Annotated in this window: 18 protein-coding genes; 6 read left to right on the top strand and 12 right to left on the bottom strand. The window is 61.8% G+C overall.

Features of this window, described 5'->3' with window-relative positions; genetic code table 11:
• The first annotated feature begins 2 nt into the window (after positions 1 to 2).
• From TL5118_RS20415 to TL5118_RS20400, 4 genes are all read left to right on the top strand, one after another.
• A complete protein-coding gene (locus TL5118_RS20415) occupies positions 3 to 395 on the top strand; it encodes a RidA family protein (RefSeq protein ID WP_058244370.1) in 393 nt (130 codons plus the stop codon).
• 130 nt (positions 396 to 525) lie between these two features.
• Complete coding sequence (locus tag TL5118_RS20410) at positions 526 to 1599, top strand: bifunctional transcriptional activator/DNA repair enzyme AdaA (RefSeq protein ID WP_058244371.1); 1074 nt, start codon at positions 526 to 528, stop codon at positions 1597 to 1599.
• Positions 1586 to 2344, top strand: coding sequence for an isocitrate lyase/PEP mutase family protein (locus TL5118_RS20405; protein ID WP_058244372.1), 759 nt, complete (start codon positions 1586 to 1588; stop codon positions 2342 to 2344). Before TL5118_RS20410 ends, TL5118_RS20405 begins: the two co-directional genes overlap by 14 nt.
• A 13-nt stretch (positions 2345 to 2357) precedes the next feature.
• Entirely contained in the window at positions 2358 to 2810 is a 453-nt protein-coding gene (locus tag TL5118_RS20400) for a GFA family protein (RefSeq protein ID WP_058244373.1), read from the top strand.
• Positions 2811 to 2871: 61 nt separating this feature from the next.
• Here TL5118_RS20400 and TL5118_RS20395 read toward each other — a convergent pair whose 3' ends face one another.
• The 7 genes from TL5118_RS20395 to TL5118_RS20365 all read right to left on the bottom strand — a co-directional run bounded on the left by TL5118_RS20395 (position 2872) and on the right by TL5118_RS20365 (position 10680).
• Positions 2872 to 4761 carry a beta-N-acetylhexosaminidase gene (locus tag TL5118_RS20395; protein ID WP_058244374.1) on the bottom strand — a complete coding sequence of 630 codons (1890 nt, stop codon included), beginning with the start codon at positions 4759 to 4761 and terminating at the stop codon, positions 2872 to 2874.
• A gap of 40 nt (positions 4762 to 4801) precedes the next feature.
• A complete protein-coding gene (locus tag TL5118_RS20390; RefSeq protein WP_058244375.1) occupies positions 4802 to 5257 on the bottom strand; it encodes a GNAT family N-acetyltransferase in 456 nt (151 codons plus the stop codon).
• A 21-nt stretch (positions 5258 to 5278) separates the two neighbouring features.
• A complete protein-coding gene (locus TL5118_RS20385; protein WP_058244376.1) occupies positions 5279 to 6205 on the bottom strand; it encodes an ABC transporter ATP-binding protein in 927 nt (308 codons plus the stop codon).
• Positions 6195 to 7028 carry an ABC transporter ATP-binding protein gene (locus TL5118_RS20380; protein ID WP_058244377.1) on the bottom strand — a complete coding sequence of 278 codons (834 nt, stop codon included), beginning with the start codon at positions 7026 to 7028 and terminating at the stop codon, positions 6195 to 6197. Before TL5118_RS20380 ends, TL5118_RS20385 begins: the two co-directional genes overlap by 11 nt.
• Positions 7028 to 7933, bottom strand: coding sequence for an ABC transporter permease (locus tag TL5118_RS20375; protein ID WP_058244378.1), 906 nt, complete (start codon positions 7931 to 7933; stop codon positions 7028 to 7030). Before TL5118_RS20375 ends, TL5118_RS20380 begins: the two co-directional genes overlap by 1 nt.
• Complete coding sequence (locus tag TL5118_RS20370) at positions 7933 to 8910, bottom strand: ABC transporter permease (protein ID WP_058244379.1); 978 nt, start codon at positions 8908 to 8910, stop codon at positions 7933 to 7935. The genes TL5118_RS20375 and TL5118_RS20370 overlap by 1 nt, the downstream gene beginning before the upstream one ends.
• Before the next feature lie 114 nt (positions 8911 to 9024).
• Positions 9025 to 10680 (bottom strand): ABC transporter substrate-binding protein, encoded by a 1656-nt coding sequence (locus tag TL5118_RS20365; RefSeq protein WP_058244380.1) that lies wholly within the window; start codon positions 10678 to 10680, stop codon positions 9025 to 9027.
• A 355-nt stretch (positions 10681 to 11035) separates the two neighbouring features.
• On the opposite strand from TL5118_RS20365, the gene TL5118_RS20360 reads away from it, so the two are divergent.
• Both TL5118_RS20360 and TL5118_RS20355 read left to right on the top strand, forming a co-directional pair.
• Positions 11036 to 14338, top strand: a complete 3303-nt coding sequence (locus tag TL5118_RS20360) for a hybrid sensor histidine kinase/response regulator (protein WP_058244381.1) — start codon at positions 11036 to 11038, stop codon at positions 14336 to 14338.
• A gap of 53 nt (positions 14339 to 14391) precedes the next feature.
• The gene (locus tag TL5118_RS20355) at positions 14392 to 14916 is read left to right on the top strand and encodes a hypothetical protein (protein WP_058244382.1); all 525 of its coding nucleotides are present in this window, start codon (positions 14392 to 14394) and stop codon (positions 14914 to 14916) included.
• Between the two features lie 49 nt (positions 14917 to 14965).
• Here the strand turns inward: TL5118_RS20355 and TL5118_RS20350 are convergent, their stop codons facing one another.
• The 5 genes from TL5118_RS20350 to TL5118_RS20330 are packed head-to-tail and all read right to left on the bottom strand — an operon-like array spanning position 14966 to position 20632.
• Entirely contained in the window at positions 14966 to 16789 is a 1824-nt protein-coding gene (locus tag TL5118_RS20350) for an aminopeptidase P family protein (protein ID WP_058244383.1), read from the bottom strand.
• Positions 16782 to 17780, bottom strand: a complete 999-nt coding sequence (locus TL5118_RS20345) for an ABC transporter ATP-binding protein (protein ID WP_058244384.1) — start codon at positions 17778 to 17780, stop codon at positions 16782 to 16784. The genes TL5118_RS20350 and TL5118_RS20345 overlap by 8 nt, the downstream gene beginning before the upstream one ends.
• Entirely contained in the window at positions 17777 to 18817 is a 1041-nt protein-coding gene (locus tag TL5118_RS20340; RefSeq protein WP_106404250.1) for an ABC transporter ATP-binding protein, read from the bottom strand. Before TL5118_RS20340 ends, TL5118_RS20345 begins: the two co-directional genes overlap by 4 nt.
• 10 nt (positions 18818 to 18827) lie before the next feature.
• Positions 18828 to 19694 (bottom strand): ABC transporter permease, encoded by an 867-nt coding sequence (locus TL5118_RS20335; protein WP_058244386.1) that lies wholly within the window; start codon positions 19692 to 19694, stop codon positions 18828 to 18830.
• Complete coding sequence (locus tag TL5118_RS20330) at positions 19691 to 20632, bottom strand: ABC transporter permease (protein ID WP_058244387.1); 942 nt, start codon at positions 20630 to 20632, stop codon at positions 19691 to 19693. The genes TL5118_RS20335 and TL5118_RS20330 overlap by 4 nt, the downstream gene beginning before the upstream one ends.
• Positions 20633 to 20758 lie beyond the last annotated feature (126 nt).

The following is a 20758-nucleotide window of genomic DNA, read 5'->3' as shown; positions in this document are numbered from 1 at the left end:
TCATGGCAATCGAACGTATCGGTAACGACCGCACTGGCGCAGGCGGTCAGGCGCTGCCCTTCTCCCCTGCTGTGCGCGCGGGTGACTTTGTTTACGTATCCGGCCAGATCGCCATGGGCGACAATGGCGAAGTGGTGCCCGGCGGCATCGAGGCGCAGACCCGCCGCACCATGGAAAACGTACGCAAAGTGCTGGAAATGGCCGGCTGCACTTTTGACGATGTGGTGAAGGCCAACTGCTGGCTGGATGACACCCGCGACTTCTGGACCTTCAACAAGATCTACGCCGAGTTCTTTCCCAACGGCGGCCCGGCGCGGTCCACCGTGCGTTCGGAACTGATGGTGGATGCCAAGGTTGAGGTAGACGTCATCGCGTACAAGCCGCTGGCCAAATAAACGGCCTCTCACACAATATAAAGCGGCCTATCCAGGCCGCTTTTGACCTGCCAGCCGCCCCAGATAACAATTCTGAATAGACGCCCGATTATCGGCGGCAGCGCCAAATTGCTGTGTTATCCCTTGGCGCATGTTGTTTCATCTGCCCGACCCCAACACCCTTTACCAGGCGCTACTGGACCGCGATGCCAGCTATGATGGCCAGGCCTATGTTGGCGTGTCCTCCACCGGTGTGTTCTGCCGCCTGACCTGCCCGGCGCGTAAACCCAAACGGGAAAACTGCACCTTCTACGCCAGTGTCTGCGATTGCATTGAGGCCGGTTTTCGCCCCTGCAAACGCTGCCATCCGCTGGAACCCATGGCGCTGGCCGATCCGATGATCGCCACGCTGCTGGCGGCACTGGACGAACGGCCCGCTTACCGCTGGCGCGAAGGCGATATCACCCGCATGGGTTTTGATCTGTCGACCGTCCGGCGCAGTTTCAAACGTCAGTTTGGCATGACCTTCTTGGAAATGGCGCGGCAACGGCGGCTGCGCGACGGGTTTGAAACTCTATCGCAGGGCGGTGCGGTGATCACCAGCCAACTTGAGGCCGGATTTGACTCCGGCAGCGCCTTCCTGAAGCTGATCGGCAAGGCCCCCGGCACGCTTGCCATCGATCCGCTGCTTTACGCCGATTGGGTGCCGACACCGCTAGGTGACATGATCGCGGTCAGCTGCAAATCCAAACTGCATCTGCTGGAGTTTTTTCAGCGCAAGGCCCTACAAAAGGAACTGGCGCGGCTGGACCGCTTCGCCAAGGGGCGCTTAGGCCTTGGCCGCACCGATCCGGGCGAACAAATCAAAGAGGAGCTGACCGCCTTCTTTGACGGCAGATGCGCCCGGTTCCAGACACCGCTGGCCTATCATGGCAGTGACTTCAGCGCCGCGGTCTGGGATGCCCTGCAAGAGATCCCGGCGGGCCAGACCCGCAGCTACGCGCAACTGGCGCAACAGATCGGTCGCCCCTCCGCCACCCGTGCAGTGGCGCGCGCCAATGGTGCCAATCAGATCGCACTGGTGGTGCCCTGCCACCGGGTCATCGGCACTGATGGATCCCTGACCGGATATGGCGGCGGCTTATGGCGCAAACAGAAATTATTGGAAATCGAACGGCAATATCTGCCGCATCCCACGAAAGGATCTCCTCATGTCACAGGCTGAAAAGGCCCGCAATTTTGCCGCATTGCACCAGAAGGGCGATCCCCTTGTGCTTTATAACATCTGGGATGCGGGCAGCGCCAAAGCCGTTGCCGCACAGGGCGCACCGGCCCTTGCCACCGGCAGCTGGTCGGTGGCCGCGGCACAGGGCTACGGCGACGCGCAGGAGATCCCGCTGGAGTTTCTGTTGCAGATCGTGACCCGCATCTGCGCCACGGTTGAGGTACCGGTTTCGGTCGATTTTGAAGGCGGCTACGCCATTGATCCGGGTGCCCTAGGCGAGAATGCCCGACGGCTGATCCAAACCGGCGCGATTGGCATCAACTTTGAGGATCGGATCGTGCAGGGCACAGGCCTGCATGCTGTGGCGGATCAGGTCGCCCGGATTGCCGCGATCAAATCGGCGGCCACTGACGAGGATATGCCGTTCTTTGTAAACGCCCGCACCGATCTGTTCCTCGGCTCTGATCCCGCCACCCATAAGGACCATCTGAACGAAGCGCTGGACCGTGCCGCCGCCTATGCCGAGGCGGGCGCAGACGGTTTCTTCATTCCCGGCCTGACGGACAAGGATCTGATCGCCCAGATCACCGCGGCCGTCACCCTGCCGGTCAACGTGATGATGATGCCGCCCCTGAAACAGGTCGCGGAACTGGCCCAACTTGGCGCCGCCCGGATCAGCTACGGGCCCGGGGCGTATCGTAAAGCGATGAAAGATCTGCAAGCGGCCTATGATGGGATCAAGTGAAAGAGGGGATGTGATGGCCCGCCCCACACCACCGTTTGATGGATCCTGTCTCTGTGGTGCGGTGCAGATCCACGTCACCGCCGCGCCTTTGCTGACCATGGCCTGCCACTGCCGTGACTGCCAGAAGCTGACCGCAAGCGATTATTCCCTGACCACGATGTTCCCAAAGGACAGCGTAACTGTCACAGGGGAGGTCATCACCGGTGGGTTAAAATCCGCCACGCGCAGGCACTATTTCTGCCCAAATTGCCTGAATTTCATCTACTCCGAGGTCGGGCAGGGCAGCGGCAGGATCAACATGCGCAGCTCGGTCCTAGAGGCGGCAAGTGCCCTAACCCCCTTTGTGGAGGTCATGACCGAGGAGAAGGTGCCTTGGGTCACGATGGACCTGCCGCACAGCTTCCCCCGGTTTCCGGACTCGCTGGAGGCGCTACAAACCTTAATGGATGACTACGCCGCCCAGTGAGGCGTGTTTGCGGTGCCCCCTGCCAGAGCGGGGGCACCGAATTCACCTCACGTATCCCTGCTTACAGGCGCGGCATCAGACCCGATAGCGCCTCAAACCGGGTAAAATCCTTCTGCGCCGCTGCGGTCCAGCCGGCCTCCGCAATGGCGCTCAGCCGGGGAAAGACCTGATGGTTCACCCGCTCCATCGTGGTCAGATGTTCGGACCAGACACAGGCCTGCACACCTTTCAGATGCTCGGCCAAGGCGGCGGAGTCATTCAGGGCCTCAAACGCATAGGTCTTACTGACCGGTGTAAACCCGGCCCAGCTGGCACCCGGTTCATACCATGCGTCCGACTGCGCCATGTCCAAGTAATAGGCCTGACCGGGGGTGGAGATCACATCATACCCCGCCTCGGCCAGTTCGGCGGTTTTTTCCACCGTGGTCCAGGCAAACAGCAGGCAGTTTTCCCGGTCGACACCGCCGCCATGCGCCATCTCTTCCCAGCCCGCGATCTTCTTGCCACGCGCCGCAAGGAACTGTTGCAGGTGGCGCAGGAAATGCGCCTGCAGCTCAAAGGTGCCCTTCAGGCCGGTTTCCTTCATCATCGCCTGCGCCTTGGGTGATTTCATCCAGGCGTCATCAGCCACCTCATCGCCACCGACATGCACCGCCTCAAAAGGAAACAGGTCGCAGACCTCACTCAGGATCCGCTCCGCCAGCACGTAAGAGGATTCCATCGCCGGGTTCAGCGCGTTGTTGGCAAAGCCCTGGATCGAATGGTAGCTGGCTGGCGTTTCTTCACTATCCACCAATTCAGGCAGGGCGCCAATCACACAGGCGCAATGACCGGGCAGGTCGATTTCCGGCATCACCTCAATACCCAACGCCCCGGCATGGGCGATCACGCCGCGCACCTGATCCTGAGTATAATAACCTGCCTGCCCTTCTTCTGAGGCGCCCAGCTGCGGCAGCACCGGCAGGTCATGCCCGGTGGCCGCTGCCACCTCAGTCAACTGCGGGTAGGCTTTGATTTCCAGCCGCCAGCCCTCATCATCGGTCAGATGCCAGTGGAACCGGTTCATCTTGTGCCAGGCCATCAGATCAACGTAGCGCAGCACCTTGCCCAGCTTGTAAAACTGGCGACTGACATCCAGATGCGCACCGCGCCATCCGTGGCGGGGGGCATCCTCAATCACCCCCTGCAGCGGGAAACCATAGGTCGCGCCAGAGGTCCCACCGGACTGATGCGCGTGGCAATGCAACTGCGCCAAGGTGACCAGCGCGTAAAACAGCCCCGCCCCCGCGCCATGGCTGATCTGCACCCCGGTTTCGGCAAATTCCAACCGGTGGCCATCCAGCGGCAGATCCGCCCGTTGCGCCGAAACAGTTACTGTTCCCTCCGGCGCGGCCAGCACAAAGGGGTTGGGTGTCAGCGGATGCAGCCGGCGGGTCAGCGCGGTCACCTTCGCCGCTTCACGCTGCAGGGCCAGATCACCGGTCACCAGCAGATGAGCCGGCGGAGTGGACCAGTATTGCGTCACCTCTATCTGCTGCGGCTGCGGCAGCACACCGGCGTGACGGTCCGCAACGGGATCCGCCGCCAAGGGTTGCGCAGCCTGCAGATCCGCGGCAAAGACCGCGGCGCGTTCCTCCGCCAACAACAGACCGGCAGATTTTGGCCCTTCGTTGGAATGCAACGCCCTGCGGGTCAGGCTGCGTTCGGTCAGATGCCATCGCTGCCCCGGTGCCAGCTCAACATCTGTTGCCCGATACTCATGATAATTGGCCTGGCGCCGCAGCAACTGCCCCCCAACGGCATCCGAGGGCAGTTCCGTACGGGTGATTGCGCCGAAATAGAGACTGAAATCGCGCAGCGGCGCATCGCTCAGGTTGGTCAGCACAAATTCCATTGCGCCATGTTCGCCTTGCTCCGGCCGCCACAAAGTATCCAGATGATAATCCGCCATCTTGCCTGTCCTTTTGTATATGTCTGTGATCCCGCGCCGCTTAGGCGAAGGAGTTGCCGTAATACCCCGGCTCACTGTCTGGAATGACGGTGGCACCACAGGTGTTCTGATAAAACTCAACCGGTCCCGCCTGCCCGATGACGCCATAGGCAAAGCCATCCTGCTTCAGCGCATGCAGCGCCCCAAGCAACAGCAATTTGCCCAGCCCCCTGCCCCGCGCGGCCGGATCCACCCCTGTCGGGCCGAAGAAGCCCCGGGCGGTCACGTCGTAACAGGCAAAGCCAAGGCATCTGCCCCCCTCAACCGCCACCAGCACCTTGGCCGGCTGCGCCGCCATCGCCACGGTCACCTCACTGACCCATTTTTCATTGAAATGCTCCGCCACAAACCCCAGGAGCGCGTGCCCCTCATAAGGACGCGCAGGGCGCAGTTCGATGCCTTCGGGGATCTCTGGCACAGCGGGCAAACGGTACAGCGGGACGAGCATATCGGGCATGGTTCGGCTCTATCTTAGGGGTCAATGATGGGCCACCAGATGGTCCGGCGCCATCTGGGTATAGGCCCGCACCGGGGCGGCGGCGGCCTCGCGCACTTCACGGGCGCGACGGGCAAAAGCCCCATCGCCACCGGTCAGCGGCACCTTGGGATCGGGCACAGCGGCGCGCAGCAACTGGGTGTAGCCATGCCGGGGTTGGCCGACCACGGTGGCAGTTGGCCCCTGTTCCACCACCTGACCGCGAAACATCACCGCCGTATCCTCAGCCAGATATTCCGCCGTGGCGATGTCATGGGTGATGTAGAGGATCGAAAGCCCGCGTTCCTCTTTCAGCCGGTGCATCAGCGCCAGCACCGATTTGCGGATCGACACATCCAGCATCGACGTCGGCTCATCCGCCACAATCAGACGAGCATTCACCGCCAAAGCCCGGGCAAAGTTCACCCGCTGACGTTGCCCGCCGGACAGCTCATGCGGATATTTGTCAGGGGCGGTCCCTGCATCCAGTTCCACCTCTTCCAGAATACGTTTCACCGCCGCCTCATCCGCATGATCCGGTTGGTGCAGCCGCAGGGCGCGTTGCAGGTGGTGGCGGATGGTATGCGCCGGGTTGAGTGAAGAGAACGGATCCTGAAACACCATCTGCACCGCCTGACGATAGGCCATCTGCAGCGGCTTGGTGGTGAAACCGGCGATATCCTGACCCTCAAACAGCACCCGACCGCTGGTCGGCATGTGGTGTTGCACAATCATCCGCCCAACGGTCGATTTGCCCGATCCGCTTTCGCCGACCAGCGCCAGCGCTTTGCCAGGGCGCAGGGACAGATTCACATTGCGCAGTGCCTCAACCACCTTGGCCGGGCCAAACACCGGTTTGACATAGAAGGTCTTGGTCAGATCCTCGAGCCGCAGAATATCGGGCAGGGTTATGGTGTCCTTAGGGGACATGGGCGGCCTCACTTTCTGACGCTTCTGCCTGCTCCAGCACCGGCATCGCCTCCCATAGCGTGCGGGTGTAGTCATGCTGCGGCGCGTTGACGATCTGGTTGGTGTCGCCGATCTCGACGATCTCACCCTCTTTCATGATGCCGATCCGGTCCGAGATTTGCGCCATAAGGGCCAGATCATGGGTGATGAACAGAACCGAGAACCCCAGCTCACTGCGCAGGCGCAGCACCTCTTGCAGGATCTCACGCTGCACCACCACGTCCAGCGCGGTGGTCGGCTCATCCATGATGATCAGCTTGGGCCGCAGCGTCAGGGCCAAGGCCAACGCCACCCGTTGCCGCATGCCACCGGACAGCTGATGCGGATAGGCGTGCATCCGTTCTGCCGGAATGCCGACCATCTCCAACATCTCAGCGGTGCGGATGATGACCCGCGCCCGAGCGGTTTTCTGATGGGCGTTCAACATGTCACTGAACTGGCCCAACACGGTCATCACCGGGTTGAGCGAATTCATCGCGCTTTGAAACACCATCGAAACCTCAGACCAGCGCCAGGCCCGCAACGCCGCGTCGTCAAAGGCCAGCACATCGCGGCCTTCAAACAGGATCTGCCCCTGACGGATCAGCGCCGGTGGCTTGTGCAACCGCATCAGCCCGTAAGCGATGGTGGATTTGCCGCAGCCGGATTCGCCGGCAAGGCCCAGCACCTCATTGCGGTTGATGTCAAAGGACACATCGCGCACCGCCCGAAACGGCGCCCCGGCGGTCAGATATTCAATCCGCAGATCCTGCACCTGCATCAGCGGCGATTGGTCTTGGCTCATTACTTGGCCTCCTGCATCCGTTGACGGCTGAGGCGGCGTTCCAGCCGCAGTGCCTTGGCCACCTGCCCCAGCGAGCGCATGCGGGGGTTGGCAATCTCATCCACACCGAAGTTCATCAGCGACAGCCCAACCCCGATCAGCACGATCGCAGCGCAGGGGGCCAGCACCTCCCACCAGGCGCCAACAATGATCGCCGAGGCGTTCTGCGCGTTGTAAAGCATGGTGCCCCAGCTGAGGGTCAGCGGGCTGCCAAGGCCCAGAAACTCCAGCGTGGCCTGGGTGATGATGGTGAAGATCACTGAGCCGATGAAGTTGAAACCGATGATCGACAACAGGTTTGGCAGCATCTCTACCAGGATCATGCGCCAGCTTGGCTCCCCGATCATCTCAGCCGCCTGAATATAATCGCGGGTTTTCAGGGACAGCGCTTGCGCCCGCGTGACCCGCGCGCCCCAGGCCCAGGAGGTCAACCCGATGATCAGCGCAATCGCCAGCGGCGAAACCTGGCCAAGGAAGGCCGCCAAAACCAGCAGCAGCGGCAGCTGCGGCAGCACCAAAACAACGTTGGTCAGGAAGTTCAGCACATCGTCAATCAGCCCACCGAAATAGGCGGCAGTGATGCCGATGGTGGTGCCAATGGCGGTCACGATGAACCCGGCCAGAACCCCAACCATCAGCGAATTGCGGGTGCCATAGATCAGCTGGCTGAACACATCGCGCCCCATCCGGGTGGTGCCCAGCCAGTGATCGGCCGAAGGCGCCTGATGCGGCCGCCCCACCCGGGCCAGCGGTTCGTAATGCGCAATCAACGGCGCGGCGATGGCGACAATCACATAGGCTATGACAATGGCCAGACCGATGGCCGCTTTGCGATTGCGCAGGAAGGTTTTCAAAACGCTTGTCATCAGGCCCTCTTCAGTCGCGGATCAAGGAAGACATAGGCCAGATCGACCAGGAAATTGGCGGTCAGCATGGCCAGCGTCATGATCAGCAGCTGGCCCTGGATCAGCGGGAAATCCCGCCCCACGATCCCAAGGTAAAGGAGGTTGCCAACACCGGGGTAGTTAAACACCACCTCCGTCACCAGCGAACCGCCAAACAACGCGCCAAAGCTCAACGCCAGCGCGGTCACCGACGGCAACAGCGCGTTGCGGGCGGCATAGGTGTAACGCACGCGGGCGTCCGACAGGCCCTTGGCCTCAGCCATGGCGATATAGTCTTCGCCCAGCTGGCCAATCATATTGTTGCGCATGGTCACCAGATAGCCGCCCACCAACACGACCGAGAGGGTAATGATCGGCAGGAAGCCATGTGTCAGAACGGATCCCACAAAGGCCAGCGACCACTCAGGATCCAGCGCGGGGTCAAAGGCATAGGCCGTCGGGAAAACCTTGTTGGCGATGCCAAAGAAATAAAGCCCCGCCAGCGCCACCACCACCGAAGGGATCGACTGCAGCGCCAGCGCGGTGGGCGAGGCGATCACGTCAATCGTTGTGCCCCGGCGCCATGCGGCGAGGATCCCCAGAAGCGTACCGATGGAAAAAGACACCAAAAGCGCCCCTCCGGTCAGGAACAGGGTCCAGGGCAGCGCCTGCATTAGCATGTCGGTGACAGGCACCGGATAGAACTTGACCGAAGTGCCGAAATCCCAGGTGAAGATGCTTTTCAGGTAGTCGATGTATTGCAGGTATAGCGGGCCTTCGGTGAAGCCGAAGATGGCCATCAGCGCGGCGCGGGCCTCAGGCCCCATCGCGGCATTGGCATTGGCCAGCATGATGTCAGCGGGGTTGCCCGGCATCATCCGCGGGATGACGAAGTTAAACGTCGCGGCCACCAGAAAGGCCACAAGGTAAAACGCCAGTCGTTTCAAGAGGAAGTTCATAAGGACCCCAATCGTTCAACGTCCGGCGCGCGTGTTGCGCCAGACGGAGGAGGCAAGAGGGGGGGGCCCATCCCATGCGCCAGACAGGCCACCCTCAGGGGAGTTGTCCCAGGCTTAACCGGCCGGGCGCAGGTTCAAGAGGTGCAGCAGACGCGCCGGGTTGGTCTTATGCACAACCGGGTTGGCCACCGGGTTGTCGGCATTGAAGAAACCGGTGAAGCGTTTGGTGTTGTACTGATACCAGAGCGGGTTGTTGAACACCGGCACGATCGGCATTTCTGCGCCAAGGATCTGCTGGACCTCAGCCATGATCGCCATCTGCTCATCCACATCGGTGGTCTGGGTGAAGGCATCCAGCTTGGCACTCAGATCAGCGTTGTAATAGCGCGCGGCGCCAAAACGGGTCTTGCCCTGATTGCGCTCATGCAGACCGCGCTCATACTGGGTGTAAGGCGTTGCCCCGACCGAAATCGCGTTGATCGCAACCGAATAGTCCGCGTTGATCAGCTTTTCGGTCCAGACCGCCGCTTCCGGGGTGGCCACGTTGGATTTGATGCCGGCCGCGTTCAGGCCTTCCACCGCGATCTGCACGGTGTTCACCCAGTCGGTCCAGCCGTTTGGTACGATGATATCCACGTTCACCGCGGCACCGCTGGGGGTTTCCACAAAACCGTCACCATCGACGTCCTTGAACCCAGCATCGGCCAGCAGCGACCGGGCGCTGTCGACGTCATAGGCGGTGTACTGGCCAAACTTCTCTTCGGTCATCTCATCGTTCCAGGCATGGAACGACGCGCCCAGACCTGAGGGGTAGGCGTTGATGGTCGGGTAGCCGTAGCCGGCAATCTCAACCATCGCATCCCGGTCAAAGGCCATCGATACCGCATGGCGGAAGCTGACGTTGTTAAACGCTTCCTTGTTGCCCGCATCCTGGCTTTCCAGGTTCAGGTAGAAGGCCACCAGCGACCCGCCTGGCAGCCAGTATTTGTGGTTGTCCGGATCCTTCGACACATAGGTGTTTTCGATGTCCGGCAGGAAGGAGCCCATCCAGTCCAACTCACCATTGGCGGCCGCGGCCAGCGCCTGGTCGTTGTTTGAAATCTGCGGGAAGCGCATGCAGTCAACCTTCAGGCTGTCGGCGTCCCAGTAGTTTTCATTGCGGCACTGCACATATTCCTGCGGGGTGAACCGCTGGATTGCGGTCAAAGCGCCCGAGCCAACCGGGTTCGGGTTGGTGAAGGCCACCGGATCATCGACACCGGCCCAGACATGCTGCGGCACCACCGGCACTTCGGCGATTTGGAACATGGCCTGGCTCGATGGGGTGTTCAGGTTAAAGCGCACCTTGTTGGCGGCCAGCTTCTCCACACCCGACAACATCTTGGCCATGCCCTGATTGTCCAGCGCGGCGTTGCCCATCACCAGTTCAAAGGTCGCGATCACATCATCGGCGTCAAAAGCTTCGCCATCAGACCACTTCACGCCATCGCGCAGGGTCACGTCGATGCTGCTCAGGTCATCCGAATACTGGAAATCCGTGGCCAGACGGAACACCGGCTTACCACCGTTCATCGCGTTAAAGATGATCAGCGGCTCATACATCAGGTGCAGAACCGACGGCAGCGCGGTGGTCTGGTTGAAGGGGTTATAGTTTTCCACCCACGCCGTAACCTGTTCCGGCAGCGCGGTGACAACCGATTGTTCCGCAACCGAAACGGTTGCCATCAAGCTGGCCGTGGTCATCAGCCCGGCAAATACAGTCTTCTTCATTTAATCCTCCCGGTGGATCCTAGTGTCAAAGACCGCGCTCCGCAGCCCCCGAAAACACCCGTGCAATCACACGAAATCTTGCCCCGTTCCTGCCCGGTCTCCCCCCGGCAGCGGGTGGCTTAATCAAACGGGGCTGGCCGCCGCAAAGACACCTGAAATATCGTAAGTTTCGTCAAACTGCCGCGCTGGTCCGCGCCGACTGCAATAAAATCAACATGTTACATCACAGACCGCCAAGTCCCTAGAACCACCTCGCTCACCGCGCCCCCTTGCCCCAGGCCGGTCAAATCGCCGAAGATAACGAAACCACCGCGCCCCGCCCGGCGCCCCTTTGGCCCAGAAAAGGACCCTAGCGTTGCTCAATGGAATTCGCGCCCGCCTCCTGGTGACCTTTCTGGTGGCATCCGTCCTGCCGCTGACGTTGGGCGGCTGGGTCTTTTATGCGCTGGTCAATCAGACCATCACCTCGGAAACCTTTCAGAAGGTTGGATTTGCCCGCAACGCCAAAAGTTCTGAGATCAGCCAATACCTGACCCATGCCCGCAAACAGGCCGAGGATCTGGCGCTCAGTTCAAACGTCCGCTACTCGGTCGGCGACTTCTACGGCTTCAGCTACGCGATCCGGCAGCTGCCCGGCGGCGAACGGGCAGGTGGCGCCCTGCTGCGCGATATTTTTGAGGTTGGCCGCGCCGGGGGTCAACCTGATGGCATCGGTGCCGGGGACCGGCTGCTGCGTGAGGCGCTGGAATATGCCAACGTCTATCGCCGCTTTCACGCCGGTTTCCTCAGCTTTCTGGCCGACAGCCCGTTTGACAACCTCTATCTTGTCGATCGCTACGGGCAGGTTGTCTATGCCTCTGCCCCCGATGCCTATCTGGGCCGGTTTCTTGACGGCAGCGCCGCCGGGCTGGAACGCGCCCATGATGCGCTCAGCCGGGAGGCGGGGATTGAACCGATCATTCAGGACTTCTCCCTTGATGCGGTGACTGAAACCTTTGCCGGCTATGTCGCGGTGCCGGTGCGGTTGCATTCGCGCAAACGCGGCGCGCTGATCCTGCGTATGCCTACTAGTGGCATCCAGACATTGCTGGCCCGCAGTGAAACGCCGCTCACCGTGCTCAGCGAAGGCGGTGCGGTGATTGCCAGTTCTGACGCCGCGATCCGCGATCAATTTGGCCGCGCCCTGCCCCTGCCGGCGGAGCTGACAAACCCCGCCGCCGTCGCCATTCTGGAGGCCGGGCTGATGGGCAGCCCAACGCTCAGCGCCTGGGGTCAGCTGCATCACCCCGATCCGCCCTGGCTGGTGGTGGCGGAGGCCAGCATGGAAGATGCGTTTTTCAACTCACGCCGCCTCAGCACCGCATTGACCATCATCGGCGCCAGCACGTTGGCCGCGCTGTCCCTGCTCCTGTTCTTCTTTTCCAAATCGCTGACCCGCCCGATCCGTCGCCTGGCCGAGGCCGCAAGCGCGGTGGCCGACGGCAACCTGAACGAAAACCTGCCGGAATATGACAGCCCGGTGGAATATGCCCAGCTGTCCTCGGCCGTGTCTTCGATGCGCAAAGGCCTGCGCGATCAGCTGGACCTGATCCGCGACAAAAATGATGCGCTGCAACAGAACCTGCGCCAGATCGAAGAGAAAAACGCCAAGCTGGAGGAGGCCGACCGGATCAAGGACCGTTTTCTGGCCAACACCAGCCATGAGCTGCGCACGCCATTGAACGGCATCATCGGCATTCTGGAAACGCTGGAGGCCGGCGCCATGGGCGAGATGAAGCCGGGCCAGAAAAGCCAGCTGCGGCTCATCACCTCCTCGGCCCGGCGGTTGTCGCGACTGGTGGATGACCTCCTAGACATTTACCGCATTCGCGAAGGCCGGATGCGGCTGGACCTGCAGCCGGTGAATGTGGGTCATTCCCTGCGCAATGTCGCGCAATTGGTGGAACCGATGATGGCCAGCGGATCCTTGGAAAAACCGTTGGAGGTCATATTGGACCTGCCCGAAGATCTGCCCGCCGTCTGGGCCGATCCGGTGCGTTATGAACAGATCCTGTTCAACCTGATTTCCAACGCCGCCAAATACGGCGGCGGCGGTGACATCACCATTGCGGCCCGGCAGGACGGTGATGACATTGTGGTCGCCGTGACCGATCAGGGCCCGGGCATCGCGGCCGAGTCGATTGATCTGATCTTTCACCCGCTGGAACAGCTCACTCCCGGCACCCAAGGCCCCAAAAGCACCGGTCTGGGCCTGACCATCGCGCGCAATCTGGCGGTGCTGATGGAAGGCCGGATTGAGGTCACCTCAAAACTGGGGCACGGCTCCACCTTTGAGGTACACCTGCCGGTCAGCGATGCGCCCGCGCCGCAGGCCCCGGATGAATTTGCCCCCCAAACCCTGCCGACACCGCAACACACCCCACTGCCCGCCCGTGCGGAACAAAGTGGGCTGGTCGAGGATGCACCGGTGATCCTGACCGTGGATGATGAACCGATCAACCTGCAGGTACTGCAAAACGTACTGCTGCCACAGGGCTATCAGGTCATCAAATCCGCTGGCGGGGCAGAGGCGCTGCGCTCGGTCGCCACCGCCAAACCGGACCTGATTGTGCTGGATGTGATGATGCCGGGGATCAACGGGCTGGAGGTCACGCAACAGCTGCGCCGCCGCTATGGTCTGCATGAGCTGCCGATCATCCTGCTGACGGCGCGCGGCCGGTCGTCGGATATGATCGCGGGCTTTGAAGCCGGGGCAAACGACTATGTGGTGAAACCCTTTGTGAAGGATGAACTGCTGTCGCGCATTCGCACCCTGCTGCAAGCCTCACGCGCCCATCGCAGCAGCGAGGAGAACCTGGAACTGCGCGAGGAGATTGAGCGCCGCGTCCAGATTGAGGATGCCCTGCGCCTCAGCCAGCGGCGGATGACGCAGCTGCTCGATACCCTCGACGATGGGCTGATCTGCGTGAACGCCCGCGATGTGGTCACCTATGTGAATGCGCAGGCCGAACAGTTGCTGGATCGATCTATTCAGGTGAATCAGAGCCTGCTGTCCGATCTGCTGCCACCACAGGCGCATCTGCAGCTTTCGGCGGTGGAGGCCGATGATGACCCGGAACAGATCAGCCTGAGCCTGGGCGATCAGACCATCGGTGCCTCGGTCTTTGCGATGATGCCCGAAGCGGGCGGCGGTAAGGCGATCCTGCTGTCGCCTGCGGGCAAACGCCCCGGCGCCTTTGTGCATTCACTGCGCGATGTGGTGGACAGTTCGCTGCCCTCACTCATCGCGCCCGCCGGGGCTGAGGCCACCCCCGCCCCCAGCAATGATGCCTACCGCCAATGCATTGTCGATCTGATGTCCGGCACCCTCACCCTCTGGAGCGATCTGACCGGCAAGGGCAAAATCGAATTTGCCGAAACCTCCGGCATCTGGCGGGTCAATCTGGATAAGACCTCACTGCAGACACGCACGCTGGACAAATACCTGCTGGTGGACACGCTGCCCGCCAATCCACGTTGGCGCGATGTGGTGAAATCGGTGAACTTCATCCGCGATGTCGCGGCTGAGGCGCAGCTGACTGATGAAATGATTGCCCGGGCCAAGGCACTGGAAACACAGCTAGCCCAGTTCCGTGAAATGGTGGCACAGCGCGGTTGACTTGCCCGCAGCCTGTGACACTCTGCGGCGAACGCTAGGAAACAGGGTCCCCCATGGTCAGCTTGTCAGATCATCTGCAAAACGCCTTTGGCGTCACCAATTACCGTGATCTGGCCACCGCCCTGCCGCACAGCCTGACGCTGGATCTGGACCAAGGCAGCGACCGGCACGCCAAACCCTTGCAGCATTTCCTCAGTGCCCATGACCGGATGCTGACCCTGCTGACCTTGGCCTGTCGTGGCAGCACGGAACTGCTGGCGCTGTTCCCTGTGATCGGCGGCGATCAGCAGGCCTGGCTACAGGCCTTTGACGCCGCAAGATTTCCCACCACAGATCTGCGCGGCGGCACGGATGGGCCCCCTTTCTGGCAGCCGGTCACATGGCCAAACCTGCCCCCGCTGCTGTGGCTGGAGGCGGCGGATGGCATCACCATCCAGCCCGGCGGCCCCGGCGGTTTGGTGATCCTCTGCCCTGATCTGGGCATCGCGGTCGAGTTCTGGCAAGGCCGCAGTGTCACCCTGCGCTGCACCGCGGCCGAGACCCTCACCACAGTGGAAAAACAGATCGCGGCGCTTTGATGCCCCTTTGCCAAGATCACACCCCGCCCAGACCGGACGGGGCCTCTGGTTACCGGCTGACCGGTGCCATCGCCACCTCAGCCCAGGCCCGCGCCTGATCGCTCAGCAAGGGTGAAAGCCTGCGCAGAACCTCCGCGTGATAGGCGTTGAGCCAGCTCAGCTCTTCCTCACTCAGATGCGCGGTGATCAGCATATCGGTCTGGATCGGCGCATAGGTCATGTTCTGAAACTCAAGGAACCCATCAGCCGCCTCAACAATCGCATAGAGGTTTTCAATGCGAATGCCGTAATGGTCTGCCACGTAATGGCCCGGCTCAATCGACATCACCATGCCCGGCACCAGATCAACCGGGTTGTAGGGTTTGCCAATACGCTGCGGATGTTCATGCACCGACAGGCGATGACCGATCCCGTGGCCGGTGCCGTGGTCATAATCCAGCCCCAGATCCCACAAAGGCCGGCGGCAGATCGCATCGATATGATGGCCCTGGGTGCCCCGCGGGAAACGCAAGGTCGACAGCGCATAGAAAGCTTTGAACACCGCCGTATAGGCCACGTCATAGCCTTCGGGCCGGGGCTGGCCAAAACTGAACGACCGTGTGGCATCCGTGGTGCCGGTGTCATACTGGCCGCCGCTGTCCAGCAGATAGGGGTTTTCCGGCAGGATCGGCGCGCTCATCTCTTCGGTGGTGGCGTAGTGGCACATGGCGGCATTGCCCCATGCGGCTGAGATCGAATTGAACGACTCGCTGATGAACCCCGCCCGCGCCTGCCGCAGCGCCAGCATCTTCTGTTCCGCCTCCCGTTCATGCAGCGGGTTGCCCGCCGCCGCGCGCGCCGGAACCTCTGCCGCCAGCCAGGCTGAAAACTCCACCCAGGCCACACCATCTTCAATGTGGCAGGCGCGCAGGCCTTCCAGCTCGGTCTGGTTTTTCTGCGCTTTCGTCAGGGTCAGGGCGGAACGCCGTTCGACAATGCGCGCGCCGATCTCCTCCAGCGCCAAACGCACCGCAACGGGTGAGAAATCCGGATCGATCGACACCCCCTGCCCGGCGCTGACCATGTCAGACAGGGTGGGCAGAAACGCTTCAGGGGGATGCACCCGCACACTGTCCGGCAGGTTGAACGCCACCTCACCCGCCAATTTCGCCGCCGCCACAAACCAGTGAATGGCCCCATCAGCGCCGATCAGCATGAAGCTTTGCGGCATTGGGTTAAACGCCACATCATCGCCCCGCACATTCAGGAACCAGGCAATGTTGTCAGGCTGGGTTTCCACATGCAGCGCCAGATCCTCAGCCGCCATCGCGCCGGTCAGATCGCTGCATTTGTCCAAGGTTGATTTGCCCGCATACTGCAGCGGCATCTCGGTCACCCGCCCCATCGGCGGCGCAGGCTGATCGGCCCAGATCTGATCCACCGGGTTCTGCGCCACGGCCTGCAACCGCGCCCCGGCCAGACGGGCGCCCCCCGCGAAACGATCAAACCAGGCGGGCGGATAATGCATCGGATCAAAGCCGATAATCCAACCCTCCCCCGCATGGCGCGCCAGCCAGTCCTCGGGCGGTTCATCAAAGATATGGTGATGCGAAAACAGCGGCCCGGGCGATTGGTTGCCCAGCTGCACCGTGTAGCGGCCATCCACAAAAACCGCGACGATATCGCGGGTGACGATGGCCATGCCCGCTGATCCGGTGAACCCGGTCACATGGGCCAAGCGCTCATCATGGGGGGCGATATATTCACCCTGATAGGCATCAAACCGCGGCAGCAGAAAGGCATCCAGCCCCTGACGCGCCAGTTCAGCGCGCAGATCGGCAATCACGGTGGCCCGATTGACTGCGGTTGTTTGGGGGGTATGAGTGTCAGGCATTCTCAGAAATCTCTTCGGCATGGTGACAGGCAACCTCACCCCGGTTGGGCAGGCTACGCAGTGTCGGGATATCGGATTTGCAGCGCGCTGAGGCAAAACGGCAGCGCTGGTGGAAGGCACAGCCCGGCGGCACATTCAGCGGCGAGGGCAACTCCCCACTCAGGTGCTGCGCCTGTCCTTTGTCATCGGGATCCAGCGAGGGTGCAGCAGACAGAAGCGCCTGCGAATAGGGATGGCTGGGATTGGAAAACAGCGTTTCACTGTCGCCGATCTCGACGATCCGGCCCAGATAAATCACTGCCACCCTGTTGGAGACATGGCGCACCAGCCGCAGGTCATGGGCGACAAACAGGATGGTCAGGCCCAGCCGGTCCTGCAGTTCCAGCAGCAGGTTCACCACCTGCGCCTGAACCGAAACATCCAGTGCTGAAACCAGCTCATCCGCAATCAGCACCTCAGGCTCCACCGCCAGGGCACGGGCAATGGCGATCCGCTGACGCTGACCACCGGAAAACTCATGCGGCAGTTTTTCGGCCGCGTCCTGCGGCAGCCGCACCAGATCCAGCAGCTCCGCCACCCGCGCCGGGATCTCCGCCTCGGGCCGCATCTCATGCACCCGCAAGGCCTCGGACAGGATCTGGCCCGTCGTCATCCGCGGGTTGAGCGAGGAGAACGGATCCTGAAACATCATCTGAACCCGGCGATTGTAGTCGCGGTCTTTCTTGGCCTCGCCGCCAAAGACATCCTGCCCGTGATGGCGCACATGGCCCGAGGTGGGCGGATACAGCCGCACGATGCTGCGTGCCAAGGTGGATTTGCCACAGCCGGATTCGCCCACAACGCCCAGTGTTTCGCCGCGCTGCAGGGCCAGCGACACGCCATTGAGCGCCCGCACAACCTTGCCCGGACGGCGGTGCACCACATCCATCAGGCTGCGTGAGATTGGGAAGGCCAGGGTGACATTGTCGACCTCAAGAACGGTCTCACTCATGCCGCGCTCTCCTCTGTCATATGGGGGGAACTGGCGGGATGTGCCCCGGCTTTGGACGCGACCCCATCCAAAGCCTCAACCGGATGGAAACAGGCCAGTTCGCGACCTTCCCCAACGCTTTCCAACTCCGGTCGCTGCGCCGCGCAGGGCCCACTCACAAAGGCGCAGCGCGGCGCAAAGGCACATCCCTGAGGCAACGCCGCAAGGGACGGCGGCGTGCCCGGTACAGAATAAAGCTGGGTGCGCGGGGCCACGCCTTCGGGCACCGATTGCATCAAGCCAACGGTATAGGGATGGCGCGGGCCTTTCAGCACCTGCCGCACCGCCCCCTGCTCTACAATCCGGCCAGCATACATCACCGCCACCCGGTCACAGGTCTGCGCCACCACTCCCAGATCATGGGTCACTAGGATGACCCCCATATCCATATCCTGTGACAGCTTCAGGATCAGATCGAGGATCTGCGCCTGAATGGTCACATCCAGCGCGGTTGTCGGCTCATCCGCCAACAGCAGCTGCGGCCCCACGGCCAGCGCAATGGCGATCATCACCCGCTGCCGCATGCCACCGGAAAACTGATGCGGATAGTCACTCAGCCGCGAAGCGGCGGCGGGAATGCCCACCAGATCCAGCATCTCAATCGCCCGGTCCTTGCGGGCGCGGCGGTTCAGATCGGTATGTGCTTTCAGCGTTTCGGTCAGCTGCCGCCCAACGGTCAGCAGCGGATTGAGTGAGGTCATCGGCTCCTGAAAGATCATCGCGATCTCCCGGCCGCGAATGTGGCGCATCTCCCGTTCGCTCAGCCCGGTCAGGTCTTGGCCCTGCCAGCGCACTTGGCCTGTCACCTCACCATAGCGGCGCGCCAGACCCAGAACCGAGCGCAGGGTGACCGATTTGCCCGATCCGCTTTCGCCCACCAGGCCCAGCACTTCCCCCTTGCCGACGTTGAACGAAACATCGCGCAGGGCCGGCAGGGTCACGCCGCCACGGTGAAACGTGGTTGAGAGCCCCTGCACCTCAAGAATTGGATTGTTCATTGTCCTCTCCTCACCCGCGTGGCCGCAACAGATCAGCCAGACCATCGCCGATCAGCGAAAAGCCCAGGCCGGTCAGCACAATCGCGATGCCCGGCATCAGCGACAGCCACCAGGCGGTGGTGATGAAGTTGCGCCCCTCGGCGATCAACACGCCCCATTCGGCCTGCGGCGGCTGCGCGCCAAGGCCCAGATAGCCCAGCGAAGATCCCAGCAGGATCGCCAGCGCCATATCGGTCATCCAGTAGATCACCACCGGGGTGATGGCATTGGGCAGCAGGTGGCGAAAGATGATCCGCCGGTCGCTATAGCCCATCACCAACCCGGCCGCCGCATAGTCATTGCCCATCTGGGCGATGACCTCGGCCCGCATTAGACGGGCGTAATAGACCCAGCCCACCATGGTGATGGCGATATACATGTTGATCAGCCCCGGCCCCAGAACCGCGACCACCGCGATCACCAGCACAAGGAAGGGGAAGGTGATGACCGCATCCACCACCCGGCCAAAGATCATATCGGCAATGCCGCGATAGTAGCCCACCAACGCGCCCACAACGACGCCGATCACCAGGGCAAAAACCGTTGCCAGCACCGCCATCTGCATGTTGACGGAATAGGCATGGATCACCCGGCTGAAGGCATCGCGCCCCAGGCTGTCAGTGCCAAAAGGATGGGCCCAGCTGGGCGGTTGGCGCACCGCCAGATAGTCAATGAAGTTCGGATCATAAGGCGCAAAAACCTGCGGGAACAGCGCCAGCAGCGTTGAGATCCCGATGATCGCACAGCCCAGCAGGAACCCCGGCTTGGCCAGCGCCAGCCGTGCACGGGTCATCCGTTTCGGCGCATTGGAGGTGGTGTTTACAGTCACTTCACTCATGACAGACGCATCCTTGGATCAAGCGAGCTTTGGAACAGGTCGGTCAGCAGGAACACCAGCGACACCAGCACCGCGAAGGTCAGCGTCAGCCCCTGGATCAACGGGTAGTCGCGGGCAAAGATCGCCTCCAGCATCAACCGGCCCAGACCGGGCACGGCAAACACCGTTTCGGTCACCAGCGTGCCGCTCATCAGGTTGCCAATCGACAGGCCCAGCAGCGTCACGGTGGAAATCAACGCATTGCGCAGCACATGGCGGCCCAGGATCAACCGATCCGGCAGGCCCTTGGCGCGGGCAAATTGCACATATTCAGCATCCAGCACCTCGATAATGGCGGACCGCAGGTTCCGCATGATGATCGCCGAGGTGTAAAGCGCCACAGTCACCGAAGGCAGGAACAGGTGGTACATATGCGACCAGAACCCTTCGCCGTAACCGCCCACCGGGAACCAGCGCAGCTGCGCCCCCAGAAAGGTCAGAAGCACCAGACCGATGTAAAACACCGGCATCGACAGGCCGACCTGAAACACCGTGCGGATCAGGTTGTCCGGCCAGCGCCCCCGGTTCAGCGCAGCCACAAAGGCCAGCGGCCCGGCAATGGCAATCGACAGGCCCACCGCATAAAGCGTCAGGAAGGCGGTGGTCGGCAGCCGGTCAAAAATCACATCGACCACCTCAGTCCGCATCAGGATCGAGCGGCCCAGATCGCCCTGCAACGTGTTGGTCAGGAACAGCCAGAACTGCACCCACATCGGTTCATTCAGGCCCAGACGGTCGCGGATGGCCGCCAGATCCGCGTCACTGGCGCGGTCCCCTGCAATGGCAGTCGCCGGATCCCCCGGCAGGAAACGCACCAGCAGAAAGATGATCACCATCACCAGAAAAAAGGTGGGGACCATCAGCGCCAGTCGTTTCAGGATATATTGGATGCTGGCCATCTTGGCCTCCGCTCCCTTGGTATTTGATAAAGCGCCGCCGGAAAGGGAGTAAGACCGGCGACGCCCTTATTTGCTTCGGTGGTCTTAGGCTCAGGACCCACTGATTTTCAGCACCGGCGTCAAAAT

Origin of the sequence: Thalassovita autumnalis (assembly GCF_001458255.1) — a bacterium.
GTDB lineage: Bacteria > Pseudomonadota > Alphaproteobacteria > Rhodobacterales > Rhodobacteraceae > Thalassobius > Thalassobius autumnalis.
This window is presented reverse-complemented; position numbering and strand designations above follow the sequence as displayed.

Excerpts from the sequence above, each read along its gene's own strand:
- TL5118_RS20410 (WP_058244371.1), top strand. The coding sequence starts at position 526 with ATGTTGTTTCATCTGCCCGACCCCAACACCCTTTACCAGGCGCTACTG.
- TL5118_RS20405 (WP_058244372.1), top strand. The coding sequence starts at position 1,586 with ATGTCACAGGCTGAAAAGGCCCGCAATTTTGCCGCATTGCACCAGAAG.
- TL5118_RS20335 (WP_058244386.1), bottom strand. The coding sequence starts at position 19,694 with ATGAGTGAAGTGACTGTAAACACCACCTCCAATGCGCCGAAACGGATG.
- TL5118_RS20395 (WP_058244374.1), bottom strand. The coding sequence starts at position 4,761 with ATGGCGGATTATCATCTGGATACTTTGTGGCGGCCGGAGCAAGGCGAA.
- TL5118_RS20380 (WP_058244377.1), bottom strand. The coding sequence starts at position 7,028 with ATGAGCCAAGACCAATCGCCGCTGATGCAGGTGCAGGATCTGCGGATT.
- TL5118_RS20375 (WP_058244378.1), bottom strand. The coding sequence starts at position 7,933 with ATGACAAGCGTTTTGAAAACCTTCCTGCGCAATCGCAAAGCGGCCATC.
- TL5118_RS20365 (WP_058244380.1), bottom strand. The coding sequence starts at position 10,680 with ATGAAGAAGACTGTATTTGCCGGGCTGATGACCACGGCCAGCTTGATG.
- TL5118_RS20385 (WP_058244376.1), bottom strand. The coding sequence starts at position 6,205 with ATGTCCCCTAAGGACACCATAACCCTGCCCGATATTCTGCGGCTCGAG.
- TL5118_RS20400 (WP_058244373.1), top strand. The coding sequence starts at position 2,358 with ATGGCCCGCCCCACACCACCGTTTGATGGATCCTGTCTCTGTGGTGCG.
- TL5118_RS20345 (WP_058244384.1), bottom strand. The coding sequence starts at position 17,780 with ATGAGTGAGACCGTTCTTGAGGTCGACAATGTCACCCTGGCCTTCCCA.
- TL5118_RS20370 (WP_058244379.1), bottom strand. The coding sequence starts at position 8,910 with ATGAACTTCCTCTTGAAACGACTGGCGTTTTACCTTGTGGCCTTTCTG.
- TL5118_RS20350 (WP_058244383.1), bottom strand. The coding sequence starts at position 16,789 with ATGCCTGACACTCATACCCCCCAAACAACCGCAGTCAATCGGGCCACC.
- TL5118_RS20390 (WP_058244375.1), bottom strand. The coding sequence starts at position 5,257 with ATGCCCGATATGCTCGTCCCGCTGTACCGTTTGCCCGCTGTGCCAGAG.
- TL5118_RS20340 (WP_106404250.1), bottom strand. The coding sequence starts at position 18,817 with ATGAACAATCCAATTCTTGAGGTGCAGGGGCTCTCAACCACGTTTCAC.
- TL5118_RS20355 (WP_058244382.1), top strand. The coding sequence starts at position 14,392 with ATGGTCAGCTTGTCAGATCATCTGCAAAACGCCTTTGGCGTCACCAAT.
- TL5118_RS20330 (WP_058244387.1), bottom strand. The coding sequence starts at position 20,632 with ATGGCCAGCATCCAATATATCCTGAAACGACTGGCGCTGATGGTCCCC.
- TL5118_RS20415 (WP_058244370.1), top strand. The coding sequence starts at position 3 with ATGGCAATCGAACGTATCGGTAACGACCGCACTGGCGCAGGCGGTCAG.